We start from the raw sequence: 17,494 nt of genomic DNA, 5'->3' as shown, positions 1-17,494 counted from the left end.
GTAGATACTGTGAACGCCTGCAACTCTTTTAACTACTGTCACCTTTTCCGGCTCCCGGATGACAGGCACAACAACGACAGCGCCATCCGGTGCTGTCGTTTAATCCGGCACTCTTTCTTACGCTATCAACAACCATGCTGTGACGCATCGAACGCCTTTCCTGACTTCAGTACACCGTACGCCACCTGCGCCAGCTTTCGCATCATCGCCCCTATGATGACTTTTGCCCGCTTTCCGCTCTCTTCCAGCCTTTTCCTGAACGCTTTTCCCCACGCCGTATGGTACAGCGCCGATAATGCCGGCATGTATAACGCCTTGCGCAGTTGAACCGGCCCCGCTTTGCTCATCCGGCTCGCCCGCATCACGCTGCTGCCCGACTCATGCTGCACCGGCGTCAGTCCCGCATACGCCGCGAACTGCCGCGCTGTACCGAACTTCAGCTTCAGGCCCGTATACGCCAGCAGAACCGCCGCTGTTTTCTCCCCGATGCCCGGGATACTGTTCAGCAGCTTCCGCCGTCGTTTCATATCCGGGTCGTTATCCGTCAGGTCTTTTATCTGTTTTTCGATACGCGTCAGCTCCGCGCTCAGACATCCCAGCAGGATATCAATGCTGGCCAGTTGAACCTCCGGCGCGGTTTCCCGCCGGTTTTTCTCCTGCGTCTGCATCTCTGTCAGCGCCTGATGCCTTAACACCAGGGCTTTCAGTGCCCGCTCTGTCGGATGAGGGGCCTCCCAGGCTGACGGGCGTTTTTCCCGGCAGAAGTGAGCCAGCATACGGGCGTCCACTTTGTCAGTTTTACTGCGCAACCCCTCACTCTGTGCGAAAGCTTTACTGAGGGCGGGGTTGATGATGGACACGGTATACCCGGCATCACTCAGATGCGCGGCCGCGTCTTCCATGTAGGTGCTGGTGGACTCCATGCAGACATGGGCACGGTTCACGTCATGGCCGCGAAGCCAGCGGACCAGCGCTTCGTGTCCGGAGAGGGTATTATCAAATTTTTTACAACGATGCCGGCCATCAGGGCGAAGAATGTCGACATCCAGTTTAGCTTTGGCGACATCAATACCGATGAAGTGGAGTTCATTTTCCATAGTGAAACCAACCTTGCAAATACGGGTTACCGGTGAAAGCCGGTCCATGATACTGTCCGGTTTATCACATGAGAAAGAACGGCGGTCCGGTGCAAAGGATCTACGGAACAGGCGCGAAAGCCTAAGCCCGGACACGGCATCCGGACCGCCATCAGAGAGAACTGGCCGGTTCTTTCTGATGGAGTAATCATACAAGCCCGGACAGGCGCGACGCGCCGCCTCCGGGAAAATACGTATACGGTCAGCGAAGCGCCGCCAGAGAGACTATCTGCGCCGTCCCCAAATCCACAGGGCAGTAATCGCCAGGGCGAACACCACGCCAAAGCCAATCCCTACGCCGACGACAGGAATACCGATGCTCACCGCCAGCGAATAGAGGCCCAGCATCAGCAGCATCGCCACGTTTTCGCCGAGGTTCTGCACCGCGATAGCGTTGCCCGCGCCGACCGTATGTTTCCCTCGCTCCTGCAGCAGGGCGTTAAGCGGCACGATAAAGAAGCCGCCGAACGCGCCGAGCAGCAGCAGCAGAGCAAACGCCGGCAGCAGCGCCTGCTGGATGGCGAAAAAGATGACCGCCACGCCAATCAATATCCCGGCGGGCATGCAGCGCGACACCGTTTCCAGCGTCACCAGCTTCGCCGCCGCGCCGGCCCCCAGCACAATCCCCACCGCCACCATCGCGTTAAGGTAGGTCGGCATGGCGTTGCTGGTAATGCCCAGCGCAACCGGGACCCACAGCACCAGCAAGAAGCGCAGCGTCACGCCCGCTCCCCAGAACAGGCTGGTACCGACTAACGAAAAGCGGGTCTCACCGTTGCGCCATAGCGTCGTACAGGCGCTAAAGAAGCTGTGGGTCATCGGCCTGAAGCGCCACGACTGTCCGGGACGCGCCGCCGGCAGCTTCGGGATCCACAGGTTAGCAACCACCGCGCCAGCGTACACCACCGCACAGACGCCGAGTGCCGCCATGATATGCCAGTCCGCCAGGATACCGCCCGCCATCGAGCCAAGCAGGATCGCCGCAATGGTCGAGGACTCCATCAGGCCGTTCGCTTTCACTAACTTATCGCCGGTGGTCAGCTCGCCGAGGATGCCGTATTTAGCCGGAGAATAGGCGGCAGCGCCGATGCCCACCAGCGTATAGCCAACAAACGGATTCACGCCAAAGCAGATGCACCCCGCGCCAACCAGCTTCAGGCCGTTAGCCACCATCATCACCCGCCCTTTGGCAAAGCTATCGGCAAACTGTCCGACAAACGGCGCGAAGAGAATGTAAGCACCCACAAACAACATCTGTAATACCGGTTGGCTCCACTCCGGGTAGAACAGCTGTTTCATTAGCGCCAGGGTGGCGAACAACAGCGCGTTATCGCCAAACGCCGAAAGAAACTGGGCACAGATAACCGCCATCATCCCTTTCGAATACAGCGATGTGTTAGTGTGTACTGACTCACTCATCCGAACCTTCCGCCTGTTCAACCATACCTTTAAGGGTGACAAAGTCCGGCTTGCCGCTGCCCAGTACCGGGAGTTGCTTCAGCCAGCGAATGTCGCGCGGTACCGCCAGCTCCGGTACGCCGTGTTCACGGGCATAGCGCAGCAGTTTTTCACGATTCAGTTCATTATCGGTGGTAAACAGAACCAGCGCCTCGCCTTTGCTGGCATCCTGTTTAATCGCCGTGGCGTGCATTTTGTCCGGCGAAACCGCCAGCGCCACCTGCTCGACCATCTCCAGCGACACCATCTCACCGGCGATTTTGGCAAAGCGCTTCGCGCGGCCCTGAATCCGCACATAGCCCTGTTCGTCAAAGCTGACGATATCCCCGGTGTCATACCAACCGGCCTCGACAACGCCGTGCTGATTTTCCGCCGCGGGCGCTTCCAGTACGCCGGGATTTTCCACCCGCAGATAGCCGTTCATGATGTTCGGCCCTTTAAGCTGTAAACGGCCCCCCTCTTCAATACCGGGCATGGCCAGCAGACGCGCGTCCATCCCCGGCAGAATGCGGCCAACGGTGCCCACTTTCGCCGCCATCGGCACATTTATTGATACCACCGGCGCGCATTCGGTGACGCCGTAGCCTTCAAGAATGCGCAGGCCAAACTTGTCCTGCCAGATCTGCTTTGTGCTCTCCTGCAGCTTCTCCGCCCCGGCGACAACGTAACGCAGGCGATAAAAATCATACGGATTCGCAAAGCGGGCGTAGTTGCCAAGGAAGGTGGAGGTGCCAAACAGCACGGTACAGTTGCGGTCATATACCAGCTCCGGCACCACGCGGTAGTGCAGCGGGCTGGGATAGAGGAAGACCTCCGCGCCGGTAAACAGCGGCGTCAGCAGGCCGACCGTCAGACCAAAGGAGTGAAACAGCGGCAGCGCCGACATAAAGCGGTCGTTAGCGGTAAAGTCGGCAATGGTTTTAATCTGCTCGACGTTGGCCAGCAGGCTTTTGTGGCTATGCACGACCCCTTTCGGATTGCCTTCCGAGCCGGAGGTAAACAGAATCATCGCCGCGTCTTCCGGCTGCTGCGTAACCTGCGCCAGCTTCGGCATCATCAGGTGAGCAAAAATCCACAGCTTATCGCCGGCGGTGACGTCGCCTTTTAAATCTTCGAGGAACACCCAGCGCACCTGAGTCAGTTGTTCCGGAAGGTGCCAGAGTTTGCCTTTTTCGAGGAAGGTGCGTGAGGTAAACACGGTTTTGATTTCCGCGGCGGTAATGGCGCTGCTCAGGCCTTTGACCCCAGCGGTATAGTTCATCATCGCCGGGATTCGTCCGCGGGCGATCGCGCCAAAAATCACCGCCGCGCTTATTCCGGCGTTCGGCAGCATCAGGCCGATTTTTTCGCCCTGGGCGCTGTATTTTTCCAGAATGCGCGCCACGAAGAGGGTTTTGGTCAGCAGCTTACGGTAGGTGTCCGGCTGAAAATTGATATCTTCCACGCAGTGTTTGCGCGCGCCGAAGCGGTACTGGGCCGCCAACAGCGACTCATACAGCGTTTCGCGCGGGCGCACCGCCATCCGCGCTTCCATCATGATCTGATGCAGCATTTCACCGGCAATTTTACGCCGCTCGCGGGCGCGCGGCGCATCGGGCATCGGCAGATGCGTCGGCGGCAGCAGGTGCAGTTGAATGCGTGGGAACAGGCGGCGCTTGACCAGCCCCTTCAGGCGGCTGAAGGGGGTTAGCTCAGCGCCTTCGATTCTCAGCGGCACGATGGTCGCCTGCGACTTCGCCGCCACAAAGGCGGCGCCGTCGTAAATTTTCATCAGCGAACCGCTCACCGAGATCCGCCCTTCCGGGAAAATCACCACCGGGCGCCCCTGCTCAATCAGGCGGACCAGATGTTTTATCGACATCGGTTTGGTCGGGTCCAGCGGCACAAAATCAATAATCGGCTTTAGCGCGCGCATAAACCAGCGATCGCTGATTGAGGAATAGACCGCAAACACCGGACGCACCGGCAGGAAAAGCGCCAGCAGTACGCCGTCAATAAAGGAAACATGGTTTGGCGTGATCAGCACCTTTTGCTGGTGCAGCGCCTGGGGGTCACCGGTTAACTTGACCCGGTACAATCCTTTGAAAAGTAGTCTGAAAAATCCCAAAAGCATAACAACTCCGTTTGACCGGTTAATCAGTCAAAGCAGGTTACATGAGAAGGGACGGAAAATGCACCAGGAGGAGAGGAATTCAGAACAAAAAAAACCTGCGCATCCGCGCAGGTCGGTGCAAGATAATCAGTACGAAAAGCGTACTTAAAAAACTCACCAATCAATACCTCTGGGATCCTGATTGTCTCGTTTTTCCCGCCGCCGGCGCCAGCCATAAAACGCAAGGGAATGAGCCTAAGTGCAACCAGTTATTACTTTTTTCGCGAACTGTAACAACGGCCAACGGCGGGCAAAAAAAAACCTGCGCATCTGCGCAGGCTGGTGTAATTAAGTGGTCAACCTGAAGTTGACTCCACCTATCAATACCTCTGGGATAGCCAGAGTATCAATGCAATGAATGGGTAAACCAGCGAACATTCGCAACAGCCAATCGCAAAGTGTAAGCAAAGGTGTGAATTGTCCGTTCCCGGAATCATTCTCCGCTCCCTGTGGGTAACTATTTCACCCGCGACGCTAATCTGCGTCACAATTGCATTAACCCAAAAGTACCAACCCTTGAATCTGCCGCGCTTTCCCGTAACATAAATGCCATGTAAACGCTTACCCTAAAAAAGGCCTGGTATGGCGACTATTAAGGATGTAGCCCGGCTCGCAGGAGTCTCCGTCGCTACCGTCTCCCGCGTTATTAACAATTCACCGAAAGCCAGCGAAGCCTCGCGCCAGTCGGTAGGCGCCGCGATGGAAACGCTAAATTATCACCCCAACGCTAACGCCCGCGCGCTGGCGCAGCAGTCAACGGAAACCGTCGGCCTGGTGGTGGGCGATGTCTCCGACCCCTTCTTCGGCGCGATGGTGAAAGCCGTCGAGCAGGTCGCCTACAATACCGGCAATTTTTTGCTGATCGGTAACGGCTATCACAATCTCCATAAAGAGCGCCAGGCGATTGAACAACTGATTCGCCACCGCTGCGCGGCGCTGGTGGTCCACGCCAAAATGATCCCCGATGACGAACTGGCTTCGCTGATGAAGCAAATTCCCGGCATGGTGCTGATTAACCGCATCCTCCCCGGCTTCGAGCAGCGCTGCGTGGCGCTGGATGACCGCTACGGCGCATGGCTCGCGACCCGCCACCTGATTCAGCAGGGCCACACCCGCATCGGCTATCTCTGCTCAAACCACGCTATTTCCGATGCCGAAGACCGGCTGCAGGGCTACTACGCGGCGTTAAAAGAGAGCGATCTACCGTGCAACGATCGCCTGGTGACTTTTGCCGAACCCGATGAGAGCGGTGGAGAACAGGCCATAACCGAGCTGCTGGGCCGCGGCAGGAACTTCAGCGCCGTAGCCTGCTATAACGACTCAATGGCCGCCGGCGCTATGGGCGTATTAAACGATAACGGGATTGATGTGCCGCGTGAGATTTCGCTGATTGGCTTTGATGACGTGCTGATTTCGCGTTACGTACGTCCGCGTCTGACCACCGTACGCTATCCGATTGTCACCATGGCGACGCAGGCCGCGGAGCTGGCGTTAGCGCTGGCGGAGCATCGCCCGCCGCCGGAGATTACCCACCTTTTCAGCCCCACGCTGGTCCGCCGTCACTCGGTGATTGCGCCCCTCGACAGCGATAAATCGTAGCGGTATAAACTGACGGCGCTGGCCGGATAATCCAGGCCTTCGCCGATATACTGCCAGCCGAAACGTTCATAAAAATCGCGGCAGGCGGAGTAGAGAAACAACTCGCCATAGCCCTGCGCTCGGGCATATTCGATGACGTGCTGCTGTAGTTTTCCCGCCAGCCCCTGCCCGCGCGCCTCAGGCGCCACGTAGAGCGCCGCCATCCACGGATAGAGATCCTGACGGCTGATTAAATCGCAGCGCCACAGGCCGACGGTACCCAGCAGCCTCTCGCCCTCCACGGCCACAAAGGTAATGGGCAGCGCTCCCGGCGTCTGGCTATGTTCGACAATGCTGGCGAAGAACGCCTGCGGCAGCGTTTCACCGCCAAAAGCCTGCCATAGCCATTCTGTCACCCGTGAAGCGTGCTGCGGCGCGGCGTGGAGGGACTGAATGATCACACCAGCTTCCCCTGAAAAATTGGGACCGATTCAAACAGATAGCCGTCAAAGTCCGGCGCGTCTTCATCGGAGAGCTCCAGCAGGCTGTTTTTGACGTTTTCAAGATGCTGCCACATTGCCTGCCAGGCCCCCATCACATCGCGTCGACGCAGGGCGGCGAGCAGCGTTTGCCGGTCGCCGAGCCACTTCAGCCGGTATGCCCGGCTGGCGATATGCACGTTGAACTGCTGCCACAGCGGGCTGCTGTCCATCTGCAGCCAGATGCGCTCGACCGTCGCCAGCAGCATCTGATTTTGCGTCGCGCCGGCCAGCACCAGGTGAAACAGCCGGGCGTTATCCTGGCTGGTATCGTTGGCGGCAATCGCCCGCTGCTCTTGCTCGATAATACGCTTCAGGTTATCGATATCGGCGCGGGTGGCCATTTTGGCGGCAAAGGCGGCAATATTGCTCTCCAGCAGCTGGCGGGCCTGCAGGATTTCGAACGGCCCGACGTCGCTGCTTAGCATCTGTTCTTCCTCGCTATCGTCCTCGTGCGGGATGCGCATCACGTACACCCCGGAGCCCTGGCGAATGTCGACCGTCCCCTGCAGCTCCAGCATCAGCAGCGCTTCGCGGACGATGGTCCGGCTCACGCCGTAGGTCTCGGCGATATTGCGTTCCGGCGGCAGGCGCGACCCGATGGGATAGCGCCCCTGCGCAATCTGTGCGCGTAAATCATCACCTATTTCCTGGTAGGGTTTCTTTTCCGGCGGAATGATAGCCTTCTCCACAATATCACCTGTGCGTTATGAGCCTGCGAGTCAATATCGGCCGCTATCTTAGCAAAATTTCAGCCCGGCTAGCGCCACTCATCGTCAATATCCAGCGTCAATTCCCGGCTCTCGCCTAGCTTACGGAACCACCTGGCGGACGCCTTGGGCCGCCGCGCACGATTATTTTGCAGATCGATTTCAATCAGCCCGTAGCGATTTTTAAACGCGTTCATCGGCGAAACGTTGTCGGTAAACGCCCACAGCATGTAGCCGTGACAGTTGGCCCCCGCTTCCCGCGCGCGCAGCGTTTGCCACAGATGCTCGCTGATAAAACGGATCCGGTAGTCGTCGGCGATGGTGCCTTCGCCATTGCGAAACTGCCCTTCGTTTTCCACGCCCATGCCGCTTTCCGCCACGAACCACGGAATATTGCGATAGTCCTGCTTGATCCGCATCGCCATATCAAAAACGATTTGCGGATAAATTTCCCAGCCGCGGGAGTGGTTCATCCGCCGCCCCGGTAGCTCAAAGGGCTCATAGTAGTAAGCCGGATGGAACGGCGTCTGCGGATGCCAGGCGCGCGATGGAGCCTTAACCCGATGCGGGTAGTAGAGATTAATCCCCAGCTCATCAACGGTGTTGTCGCGGATTATCGCCAGTTCTTCCGCGTTATAATCCCAGGAGACCCCGTGCTGTTCGAGCAGAGCCAGTAGCTCAGGCGGGTAGAGGCCGTGGACCAGCGGATCGAGGAAAACCCGGTTATAAAACAGATCGTAGCGTTCGGCGGCGCGCACGTCGTGCGGCGCTTTTGAGCGCGGATAGGTGACCTCCGGGTTAAGAATGCAGCCTACCGTGCCGCGATAGCCTTTCTCGCGAAACAGTCGGACCACTTTTGCCGTCGCCAGCACCTTGTGGTGATTCCACTGCATCCAGGTGCCGGTGTTCTGTTCGTAAGGCCAGCGCAGCGCATCCAGATAAACGCGGGTCTGCACCACGATCGGTTCATTGAAGGTAAACCAGCGCGTGACTTTGTGGTGATAGCGGGCGAACACTTTCTCCGCGTACTGCACAAACAGCTCAACCACCTTTTTTGACGCCCAGCCGCCGTACTGCTCCAGCAGATAGCCGGGGAGTTCATAGTGCTCAAGACAGATCATCGGCTCGATACCGTTGGCCAGCAGTTCATCGAACAACCGATCGTAGTACGCCGCATAGTCTTCATCGACCGTGACGTTTTCATAATCGGTGAGAAAGCGCGACCAGTTAATCGACGTGCGGTAGTGGGTCAGCCCCGCCAGCTTCATCAACTGCACGTCTTCGCGAAAGCGGTTGATAAAATCGGTCGCCACCGCCGGGCCGTAGCCGTTATGCCAGACGTGGCGGTCGTTTTTGTACCAGAGATCCGGCCAGGAGTCCTGGCCCTCTTTTTTGCCGCTCCAGCCCTCGGTTTGCCACGCCGAAGCGGCGGCGCCGAGGATAAAGTCGTGGGGGATCGCCATCTTTACTGTCGTCATTGTGTCCTCATATCTGTTGGCTGGCCTGGTCGCTCTCCGCCTGGCGCTGGGCGTTTTCCGCGCGGCGGGAGGCTATTTTGACGAACGGCAGATAGATCAGTACCGCGGTCAGGATGCAGATAAGCTGCGTCACCACCGCCCCCATCGAACCCGCCGTAGAGAGCCAGGCGTTGATCAGCGGCGGGGTGGTCCACGGCACCATCACCACCGTTTTACCGGCAAAGCCGGCGGCGGTCGCGAAGTAGCCAATGCTGCCGGTCACCAGCGGCGTGATGATAAAAGGGATCGCAAGAATCGGATTGAGCATGATCGGCATGCCGAAAATCACCGGTTCGTTAATATTGAACAGACCCGGCCCAATCGACAGCTTGGCGATCTCTTTCATCTCTTTGCGTTTGGTGGCGATCATGACCGCAATCAGCAGGCCAATCGTCAGTCCCGATCCGCCGATGCTCATATAAACGTCCCAGAACGGCATGGTGATGATATTCGGCACCTCTTTGCCCTGCTCAAAGGCGCTCATATTGACGGTGATGGCTCCCAGCAGCAGCGGTTCGCGGATCGGTTTGATCATCTGGTTGCCGTGGATACCGATAACCCAGAACAGCTGCGCGACAAACATCAGCAGCAGGATCCCCGGCAGGCTTTGCACCACCCGCTCCAGCGGCTGCTGCACCACCTGATAGACCGCGTCATACAGGTACATGCCGGTGGCCTGATGGAAAATAAAGCCAAAGGTGGCAATCACCGTGGTGGTGATAATGGCCGGGATCAGGGCGGAGAACGACGCCGATACGTTGGGCGGCACGGTATCCGGCATCTTGATCTTCAGCCCCTTGCGGCCCTCCAGCCAGCAGTAGATCTCCACCGACAGAATGGCGATAAACATACCGAGGAACAGGCTACGGGTATCGGAAAACTGGCGCAGCAGCACATCTTTCACTTCATGCATTTGCCCGTCGACCATCATTTCGACGGTGGTCGGCGTCACGCAGATAAAGCAGATCACCGCCAGCAGACCGGGGAACAGGCTCTTGATGCCGTTAATCCGCCCCAGCTCGATGCCGATAAGAAAGACCGCGCCAATATTGAGAAAGTTAAGGGTGGCGTAGTTGATCGCGCTGGTAATGGGTTTCAGCGCCGCCAGAAAAGAGAGCGCCTGAAAGCTGGCGAGTCCGTTTTTCGGATCCAGCACCATATTGGAGATCAGCACCGAAAAGGCGCCGACGATGATCACCGGCATCAGGGTAATAAAAGCAGATTTTATCGCCATGATGTAGCGGTAGCTGTTGAATTTCGTGGCGAAACTCCCCAGTGAGTCGATCAGTTTGTCCTGCAATGCCATAGAGGATACCTCAGGTTTAAGGGCTTTTAGCGCACCAGGTGTACAGCCAAACACCTATTGGCATACCAAAAAATAGCCACTGAGGAGAATAAGTTCTGTGATTAAGCTCCCAACCCGTTCATTGGTATTCCAGAAAGGCGATAATTGGCATACCGCATTTGCGGTTTTCTTTTCCCTGCAATCAATTCCTGTAAAAGCGTGATCGCGATGGTTTTTTACCGCGCCATGAAGCCATATCCCCCTGAATGTCTGTGATAAACTGCGGTTCACCACGTGATATCAGGAATCGGATGAATGGCTACAATGCTGGATGTCTCAATTCGCGCAGGCGTCTCTAAAGCGACGGTTTCCCGCGTGTTGAACGGCACAGGTCAGGTGAAAGAGAGCACCCGCCAACAGGTTTTTAAGGCGATGGAAGAGCTGGGCTATCGCCCTAACTTTCTCGCCCGCTCGCTGGCAAACCGCACGAGCAACAGCATCGGTCTGGTGGTTTCCACCTTTGACGGCTTCTATTTTGGCCGCCTGCTACAGCAGGCTTCTCGCCAGACGGAAGCCTGGGGCAAGCAGCTGATCGTCACCGACGGCCACGATGCGCCGGAGCGTGAAGAAGAGGCGGTGCAGATGCTGGCCGATCGCCAGTGCGATGCCATCGTGCTCTACACGCGCCATATGAGCGAAAAGAAGATCATGTCGCTGATTGAGTCTATCGCCATGCCGCTGGTGGTGATCAACCGCGACGTTAGCCAGGCACGGGAGCGCTGCGTGTTCTTCGAACAGCAGGACGCGGCGTTTCAGGCGGTAGAGTACCTTATTACCCAGGGCCATCGCGATATTGCCTGTTTGACCGTGCCGATGCACACGCCGACGGGCAAAGCTCGCCTGGAAGGCTATCGCAACGCGCTGAAGAAACACGGCATCAAGTGGGATCCGGCGAAGGTGAAATACGGCGACTCCACCATGGGCCGGGGCTATGAACTCTGCTGCGAGCTGCTGGAAGAGAAAACGCCGTTTAGCGCGCTGTTTTCCTGTAACGATGATATGGCGCTGGGCGCGTCAAAAGCGCTGCATCAGGCAGGGCTGCGGATCCCGCAGGATATTTCGCTGTTTGGTTTTGATGACGCGCCGAGCGCGAAATGGCTGGAGCCGGGGCTGTCGACGGTCTATCTGCCGATCGATAACATGATCACCACCGCTATCGATCAGGCCATCAAGCTGGCCAACGGCCAGCCGATCGAGACCATACCGCCGTTTACCGGCAAACTGGTGCTGCGCGAGTCGGTCACCACCGGGCCGTATTACGCATAATTAGCGGGCCCGATAAGCGAAGCGCCATCGGGCACCACCTTACAGCAGCTCGAGCGACAACAGCTCTTCAATGGTCTGGCGACGGCGGATCAGCCGCGCTTTGCCGTTGTCGAACAGCACTTCCGGCAGCAGCGGACGGCTGTTGTAGTTAGAAGACATCGATGCGCCGTAAGCGCCGGTATCGTGCAGCACCAGATAATCCCCCGGCGCCACCGCAGGCAGCAGGCGGGTTTCCACTTTCCCCCCCTCCTGCTGGGTAAAGACATCGCCCGATTCGCACAGCGGGCCGGCCACTACGGTTTCAACCTCCGCCGCGGCGCGCAGATCGCGGCCGTCCGCGGCGAGAGCGGTAATATGGTGATAGCTGCCGTACATCGCCGGGCGCATCAAATCATTAAAACCGGCGTCAATCAGCACGAAGTGGCGGCTGCCCATCTCCTTCACGCTGCGAACCTGAGAAACCAGCACGCCGGACTCCGCCACCAGGAAGCGACCCGGTTCGATCTCAAGCGCGACCGGATGGCCCAGATGTTTAGCGATCTGCTCGCGCGCCGCGTTCCACAGGCCGAAATAGTGATCGGTATCGATCGCCTCTTCATCTTCGTGATACGGGATCGACAGTCCGCCGCCGGCGGAGATCGCCTGCAGATCCTGCCCGAATTCAACCACCTGGCGCACCATCGCGCCGCAGACCTGTTCCAGGTGACCATAGTCGACCCCAGAACCGATATGCATGTGAATCCCCACCAACTGGAGCTGATAGCGACGCATCACTTCCAGCGCCGCCGTTAAATGGCTGTGCCAGATCCCGTGCTTGCTGTTCTCGCCGCCGGTATTGGTTTTTTGGCTGTGGCCGTGGCCGAAGCCCGGGTTAACCCGCAGCCAGACGCGGTGACCCGGAGAGACTTCGCCCAGCTGGCTCAGCATATCAATTGAGCCGGCGTTGACCGGGATCTGCAGCTCTTTCACCCGCGCCAGGGTTGCATCGTCGATCAGATCGGCGGTAAAGACGATATCGTCCGGATGCTGATGCGGATCGTACCCGGCCGCCAGCGCGCGCTCGATCTCGCCTAGCGACACCGAATCGACCTTCACGCCCTGCTCGCGCATCAGGCGCAGAATGTGGATATTGGAGCAGGCCTTCTGCGCAAAACGCACCACGTCAAACTTGCTCAACTGGGCAATCTGGCGGCGGATAATCTGCGCGTCGTAAACCCAAACCGGGCAGCCGAACTCGGCGGGCAGACGCAGCAGGTTTTCTGCGCTCAGGTCGGTATCGGTGGCGTAAAGCGAGTGTGGCATAAAGAACTCCGGTGCTGTGTGTGCGTTATCTCTGTTTTTTACGATTACGCCACAGCGCGTACGTAATAAAAAATATCGTTTTATTGCCAGTCTATGCAAAAATGATATGGCTTGCGCCACTTAAGGAACACCCATGCCCGCCGTCAACCTGCGCCATATTGAAATCTTCCATGCGGTGATGACCACCGGCAATCTGACCGAGGCCGCACGTATGCTGCATACCTCGCAGCCCACCGTCAGCCGCGAGCTGGCGCGTTTTGAAAAGGTGCTGGGGTTGACGCTGTTCTCCCGTACCCGCGGGCGCCTGCAGCCTACGGTTCAGGGATTACGTCTGTTTGAAGAGGTCCAACGCTCCTGGTATGGCCTGGACAGAATCGTCAGCGCCGCGGAAAGCCTGCGCGAGTTCCGCCAGGGCGAGCTGTCGATAGCCTGTCTGCCGGTCTTCTCCCAATCGCTATTGCCGCTGCTGCTGGCGCCGTTTTTAGCCCGCTACCCGGAGGTCAGCCTGCAAATTGTCCCCCAGGAATCACCGCTGCTGGAGGAGTGGCTGTCGGCCCAGCGCCACGATCTGGGATTAACGGAAACTCTGCATACCCCCGCCGGAACCGAGCGTACGCCGCTGCTGACCCTCAATGAAGTGTGCGTACTGCCGCAGGGCCATCCGCTGGCGGCAAAGCCGGCGCTGACGCCGGCGGATTTTCACGGCGAAAACTACATTAGCCTGTCGCGCACCGATAGCTATCGCCAGCTGCTCGATGCCCTGTTTGTCGAACATCAGGTCAAACGGCGGATGGTGGTGGAGACGCACAGCGCCGCCTCCATCTGCGCGATGGTGCGGGCCGGGGTCGGCATTTCGGTGGTTAACCCGCTTACCGCCCTCGATTATGCCGGGAACGGCGTGGTGGTACGCCGCTTTAGCGTTGAAGTGCCTTTTACCGTTAGCCTGGTGCGCCCGCTGCACCGTCCCGGCTCCGCGCTGGTCGATGCCTTCGCCCGCCATCTGCAAGAGAGCATGCCGCGCATCCTGACGCCGCTCGAAGCAGTACTTACGACAGCATAAATTCCACCGCGTCCGCCGCATGGATCGCGGCCGTATCAAATACCGGCAGCGGGCTGCTCTCTTCCGGCACCAGCAGGCCGATTTCGGTACAGCCGAAAATCACCCCTTCCGCCCCCTGCTCCGCCAGGAGCTCAATAACCTGAAGATAGTAGTCGCGCGAGTCTGCGCTAAAGGTTCCCAGGCACAGCTCGTCGAAGATGATCTGGTTGATACGTCCGCGATCTTCCGCCTCCGGAATCAGCGTGTCGATAGCGAACTGCTGCTGCAGGCGGCCGCGATAAAAATCCTGCTCCATGGTATAGCGCGTCCCCAGCAGAGCCACGCGGCGCTGGCCCTTCGCAGTAATCGCCCGGCCGGTCGCGTCGGCAATATGCAGGAACGGCACATCGCAGCGCGTTTCAATGACCTGCGCAACCTTATGCATGGTGTTGGTGCAAAGGACAATCCCCTCAGCGCCCGCCTGCTGTAGCCCGAGCGCCGCCCGGGCGAGGATCTCGCCCGCCCGATCCCAGTCGCCGGTAGACTGGCAGACTTCAATTTCGTGGAAATCCACGCTATGCAGCAGCAAGCTGGCGGAGTGCAGGCCGCCGAGACGCGTTTTAATACCTTCGTTAATAAGCCGGTAGTAAGGAATCGTCGATTCCCAGCTCATGCCGCCTAACAGACCAATCGTTTTCATCATCCCTCCGTGCGTGAAGTTTCAGTAAAACAAAGTTGTGATCGAGTTTCCACTTCTCCAGGCGATCGTTTCCTTTTAGAAGATTATGCGATAGATTAAATGAAACATTGTTTCATTTAATTACAGGACCTGCAGATGTTTATTTTTCATAAAGAGACCACCCTTGAAGATCTGGGCAATGGCGTCACCCGCCGCATCCTTGCGCACGATGGCAAGATGATGGCGGTTGAAGTGAACTTCGAAGCGGGCGCTATCGGGCCGATGCATAATCATCCCCACGAGCAGCTCACCTATGTGCTCTCCGGCGAGTTTGAGTTCACCATCGGTGATGAAAAGCACGTGGTCAGCGCCGGCGATACGCTCTATAAGAAGCCGGAAATTATGCACGGCTGCGTGTGCCTGAAGCCGGGCACGCTTCTTGATACCTTTACCCCCGTTCGTCAGGATTTTCTGCAAAAGTAATCTCTCCTCCCTGGGGCATGCTGCGCATGCCCACCATTTTCTGAACTTTTCCGCTAATAATAATTGTCATAATGTATGTCATGTCGCAATGATTAGCCGAGCAATTAATCCCACCTGAATCACCTTACTACGCCTGTCTCTCATCCTTTTCTATGACCTGGCTCCTGGCAAAATGCGCGCGCCAGCACTTTTTTGAAACATCGTTTCGACTTTGATCACATTTCCGCGATGAACCGAATGACTCCGTAATAAATAGCAATAAAATAAAATTAAAACGGCGTTTTACAAAATCAGGACGCCGGGTAAGACAAAATCAAAAAACATATGCTCTCCAGGGATGATAAGAGCGCAAAAGTTCTCAACAAACGCACAGTTAACAAGGAAGCATTTACCGCCGACATACCAGGAACGCATTAACTCTCCGGCGGCGCTACCGCGGGAGAGACAGTTAACCCGAATCCGTATTACAAACTCGCAAGCCAGGTAGGTATGTATGAATGAAAACAAAATGCTGGGATTGGCATGGATATCGCCCTATATCATAGGGCTGATAGTCTTTACCGCCTTTCCCTTTGTTTCATCTTTCTTCCTCAGTTTCACTGAGTACGATTTGATGAGCCCACCGGTGTTTAACGGCATCGAAAACTATCGCTACATGCTGACCGAAGATGGCCTCTTCTGGAAATCGATGGGCGTGACGTTCGCGTATGTCTTTTTAACCATCCCGTTAAAACTGGCTTTCGCCCTGGGGATCGCTTTTGTCCTCAACTTCAAGCTGCGCGGCATCGGTTTTTTCCGTACCGCCTACTATATTCCGTCCATTCTCGGTAGCTCGGTGGCGATCGCCGTTCTGTGGCGCGCGCTGTTTGCTATCGATGGCCTGCTGAACAGCTTTATCGGCGTGCTTGGCTTCGACCCGGTCAACTGGCTCGGCGAGCCCTCGCTGGCGCTGATGTCCGTTACCCTGCTGCGCGTTTGGCAGTTCGGTTCGGCCATGGTTATCTTCCTTGCGGCGCTGCAGAACGTTCCGCAATCACAATATGAAGCGGCAATGATCGATGGCGCGTCAAAATGGCAGATGTTTATGAAGGTCACCGTGCCGCTGATCACGCCGGTGATTTTCTTCAACTTCATCATGCAGACCACCCAGGCGTTCCAGGAGTTTACCGGCCCGTACGTCATTACCGGCGGCGGCCCAACCTACTCCACCTATCTGTTCTCGCTCTATATCTACGACACCGCCTTTAAGTACTTCGATATGGGCTACGGCGCGGCGCTGGCGTGGGTGCTGTTCCTGGTGGTCGCGGTCTTCGCCGCCATCGCGTTTAAGTCTTCAAAATATTGGGTGTTCTACTCCGCCGATAAGGGAGGCAAAAATGGCTGATATCCAACACATCTCTGAAGCAAGGGACATCGCCGAACGTGAAGTCGCGCGGACGCTGCGTCGTGAAAAAATTAGCCGCTCGATTCGCTATGTGATCCTGCTGTTCGTCGGCCTGCTGATGCTCTACCCGCTGGTATGGATGTTCTCGGCGTCGTTCAAACCGAACCACGAGATCTTCACCACCCTGAGCCTGTGGCCTGCCCACGCGACCTGGGATGGCTTTATCAACGGCTGGAAAACCGGCACTGAGTACAACTTCGGCCACTACATGCTGAACACCTTCAAGTATGTGATCCCGAAAGTGCTGCTGACCATTATCTCCTCCACCATCGTGGCCTACGGCTTTGCCCGCTTCGAGATCCCGTGGAAGAAATTCTGGTTCGCCACGCTGATCACCACCATGCTCCTGCCGAGCACCGTACTGCTGATCCCGCAGTACCTGATGTTCCGTGAAATGGGCATGCTGAACAGCTATCTGCCGCTGTACCTGCCGCTGGCCTTTGCCACTCAGGGGTTCTTCGTCTTCATGCTGATTCAGTTCCTGCGCGGCGTTCCGCGCGACATGGAAGAAGCGGCGCAGATTGACGGCTGCAACTCCATTCAGGTGCTGTGGTACGTAGTGGTGCCGATTCTGAAACCGGCGATTATCTCGGTGGCGCTGTTCCAGTTCATGTGGTCCATGAACGACTTTATCGGTCCGCTGATTTACGTCTACAGCGTGGATAAATACCCCATCGCGCTGGCGCTGAAAATGTCCATCGACGTCACGGAAGGCGCTCCGTGGAACGAAATTCTGGCAATGGCGAGCATCTCCATTCTGCCGTCCATCATCGTGTTCTTCCTGGCACAACGCTACTTCGTACAGGGCGTTACCAGCAGCGGAATTAAAGGTTAAGAGGGAAATAT

The 17,494-nt window shown here is 57.3% G+C and carries 15 protein-coding genes; 6 read left to right on the top strand and 9 right to left on the bottom strand.

What is annotated here, in order from left to right:
• Window positions 1–125 precede the first annotated feature (125 nt).
• The 3 genes from HMPREF1144_RS01905 to aas form a co-directional block, all read right to left on the bottom strand.
• Complete coding sequence (locus HMPREF1144_RS01905; RefSeq protein ID WP_009651684.1) at window positions 126–1,097, bottom strand: IS110 family transposase; 972 nt, start codon at window positions 1,095–1,097, stop codon at window positions 126–128.
• 264 nt (window positions 1,098–1,361) lie between these two features.
• The gene (gene lplT / locus HMPREF1144_RS01900; protein WP_004853875.1) at window positions 1,362–2,555 is read right to left on the bottom strand and encodes a lysophospholipid transporter LplT; all 1,194 of its coding nucleotides are present in this window, start codon (window positions 2,553–2,555) and stop codon (window positions 1,362–1,364) included.
• Window positions 2,548–4,707: a bifunctional acyl-ACP--phospholipid O-acyltransferase/long-chain-fatty-acid--ACP ligase gene (aas, locus tag HMPREF1144_RS01895; protein WP_009651681.1), complete on the bottom strand. Its 2,160-nt coding sequence runs from the start codon at window positions 4,705–4,707 to the stop codon at window positions 2,548–2,550. Before aas ends, lplT begins: the two co-directional genes overlap by 8 nt.
• A gap of 621 nt (window positions 4,708–5,328) precedes the next feature.
• Between aas and galR the strand changes: the two genes are divergently transcribed.
• Complete coding sequence (gene galR, locus HMPREF1144_RS01885; protein ID WP_004853879.1) at window positions 5,329–6,345, top strand: HTH-type transcriptional regulator GalR; 1,017 nt, start codon at window positions 5,329–5,331, stop codon at window positions 6,343–6,345.
• Here the strand turns inward: galR and HMPREF1144_RS01880 are convergent.
• The 4 genes from HMPREF1144_RS01880 to HMPREF1144_RS01865 all read right to left on the bottom strand — a co-directional run bounded on the left by HMPREF1144_RS01880 (window position 6,306) and on the right by HMPREF1144_RS01865 (window position 10,396).
• A complete protein-coding gene (locus tag HMPREF1144_RS01880; protein ID WP_009651682.1) occupies window positions 6,306–6,785 on the bottom strand; it encodes a GNAT family N-acetyltransferase in 480 nt (159 codons plus the stop codon). The genes galR and HMPREF1144_RS01880 overlap by 40 nt on opposite strands.
• Window positions 6,782–7,555: a GntR family transcriptional regulator gene (locus HMPREF1144_RS01875; RefSeq protein WP_004105268.1), complete on the bottom strand. Its 774-nt coding sequence runs from the start codon at window positions 7,553–7,555 to the stop codon at window positions 6,782–6,784. The genes HMPREF1144_RS01880 and HMPREF1144_RS01875 overlap by 4 nt, the downstream gene beginning before the upstream one ends.
• Window positions 7,556–7,623: 68 nt before the next feature.
• A complete protein-coding gene (locus HMPREF1144_RS01870) occupies window positions 7,624–9,051 on the bottom strand; it encodes a glycoside hydrolase family 1 protein (RefSeq protein ID WP_042926818.1) in 1,428 nt (475 codons plus the stop codon).
• 7 nt (window positions 9,052–9,058) lie between these two features.
• On the bottom strand, window positions 9,059–10,396 hold the full coding sequence (locus HMPREF1144_RS01865; protein WP_009651688.1) for a PTS sugar transporter subunit IIC: 1,338 nt from the start codon (window positions 10,394–10,396) through the stop codon (window positions 9,059–9,061).
• A gap of 303 nt (window positions 10,397–10,699) precedes the next feature.
• Between HMPREF1144_RS01865 and HMPREF1144_RS01860 the strand changes: the two genes are divergently transcribed.
• Window positions 10,700–11,701 carry a LacI family DNA-binding transcriptional regulator gene (locus HMPREF1144_RS01860; RefSeq protein ID WP_162933706.1) on the top strand — a complete coding sequence of 334 codons (1,002 nt, stop codon included), beginning with the start codon at window positions 10,700–10,702 and terminating at the stop codon, window positions 11,699–11,701.
• A 39-nt stretch (window positions 11,702–11,740) separates the two neighbouring features.
• On the opposite strand, the gene lysA is transcribed toward HMPREF1144_RS01860, so the two are convergent.
• Window positions 11,741–13,003, bottom strand: a complete 1,263-nt coding sequence (lysA, locus tag HMPREF1144_RS01855) for a diaminopimelate decarboxylase (protein ID WP_009651686.1) — start codon at window positions 13,001–13,003, stop codon at window positions 11,741–11,743.
• A gap of 133 nt (window positions 13,004–13,136) precedes the next feature.
• On the opposite strand from lysA, the gene HMPREF1144_RS01850 reads away from it, so the two are divergent.
• Window positions 13,137–14,063 (top strand): LysR family transcriptional regulator, encoded by a 927-nt coding sequence (locus HMPREF1144_RS01850; protein ID WP_004853891.1) that lies wholly within the window; start codon window positions 13,137–13,139, stop codon window positions 14,061–14,063.
• On the opposite strand, the gene HMPREF1144_RS01845 is transcribed toward HMPREF1144_RS01850, so the two are convergent.
• Window positions 14,050–14,742, bottom strand: a complete 693-nt coding sequence (locus HMPREF1144_RS01845) for an aspartate/glutamate racemase (protein WP_004853894.1) — start codon at window positions 14,740–14,742, stop codon at window positions 14,050–14,052. The two genes, HMPREF1144_RS01850 and HMPREF1144_RS01845, sit on opposite strands and share 14 nt — an antisense overlap.
• Window positions 14,743–14,877: 135 nt before the next feature.
• On the opposite strand from HMPREF1144_RS01845, the gene HMPREF1144_RS01840 reads away from it, so the two are divergent.
• From HMPREF1144_RS01840 to HMPREF1144_RS01830, 3 genes are all read left to right on the top strand, one after another.
• Window positions 14,878–15,204 (top strand): cupin domain-containing protein, encoded by a 327-nt coding sequence (locus tag HMPREF1144_RS01840; protein ID WP_004853896.1) that lies wholly within the window; start codon window positions 14,878–14,880, stop codon window positions 15,202–15,204.
• Between the two features lie 493 nt (window positions 15,205–15,697).
• Complete coding sequence (locus tag HMPREF1144_RS01835) at window positions 15,698–16,588, top strand: carbohydrate ABC transporter permease (RefSeq protein WP_004115132.1); 891 nt, start codon at window positions 15,698–15,700, stop codon at window positions 16,586–16,588.
• Window positions 16,581–17,483, top strand: coding sequence for a carbohydrate ABC transporter permease (locus tag HMPREF1144_RS01830; RefSeq protein ID WP_004124639.1), 903 nt, complete (start codon window positions 16,581–16,583; stop codon window positions 17,481–17,483). Before HMPREF1144_RS01835 ends, HMPREF1144_RS01830 begins: the two co-directional genes overlap by 8 nt.
• The last annotated feature ends 11 nt before the right edge of the window (window positions 17,484–17,494 follow it).

This window comes from Klebsiella sp. OBRC7 (assembly GCF_000293135.1).
In the GTDB taxonomy this organism is placed as follows: Bacteria; Pseudomonadota; Gammaproteobacteria; order Enterobacterales; family Enterobacteriaceae; genus Klebsiella; species Klebsiella michiganensis.
This window is presented reverse-complemented; position numbering and strand designations above follow the sequence as displayed.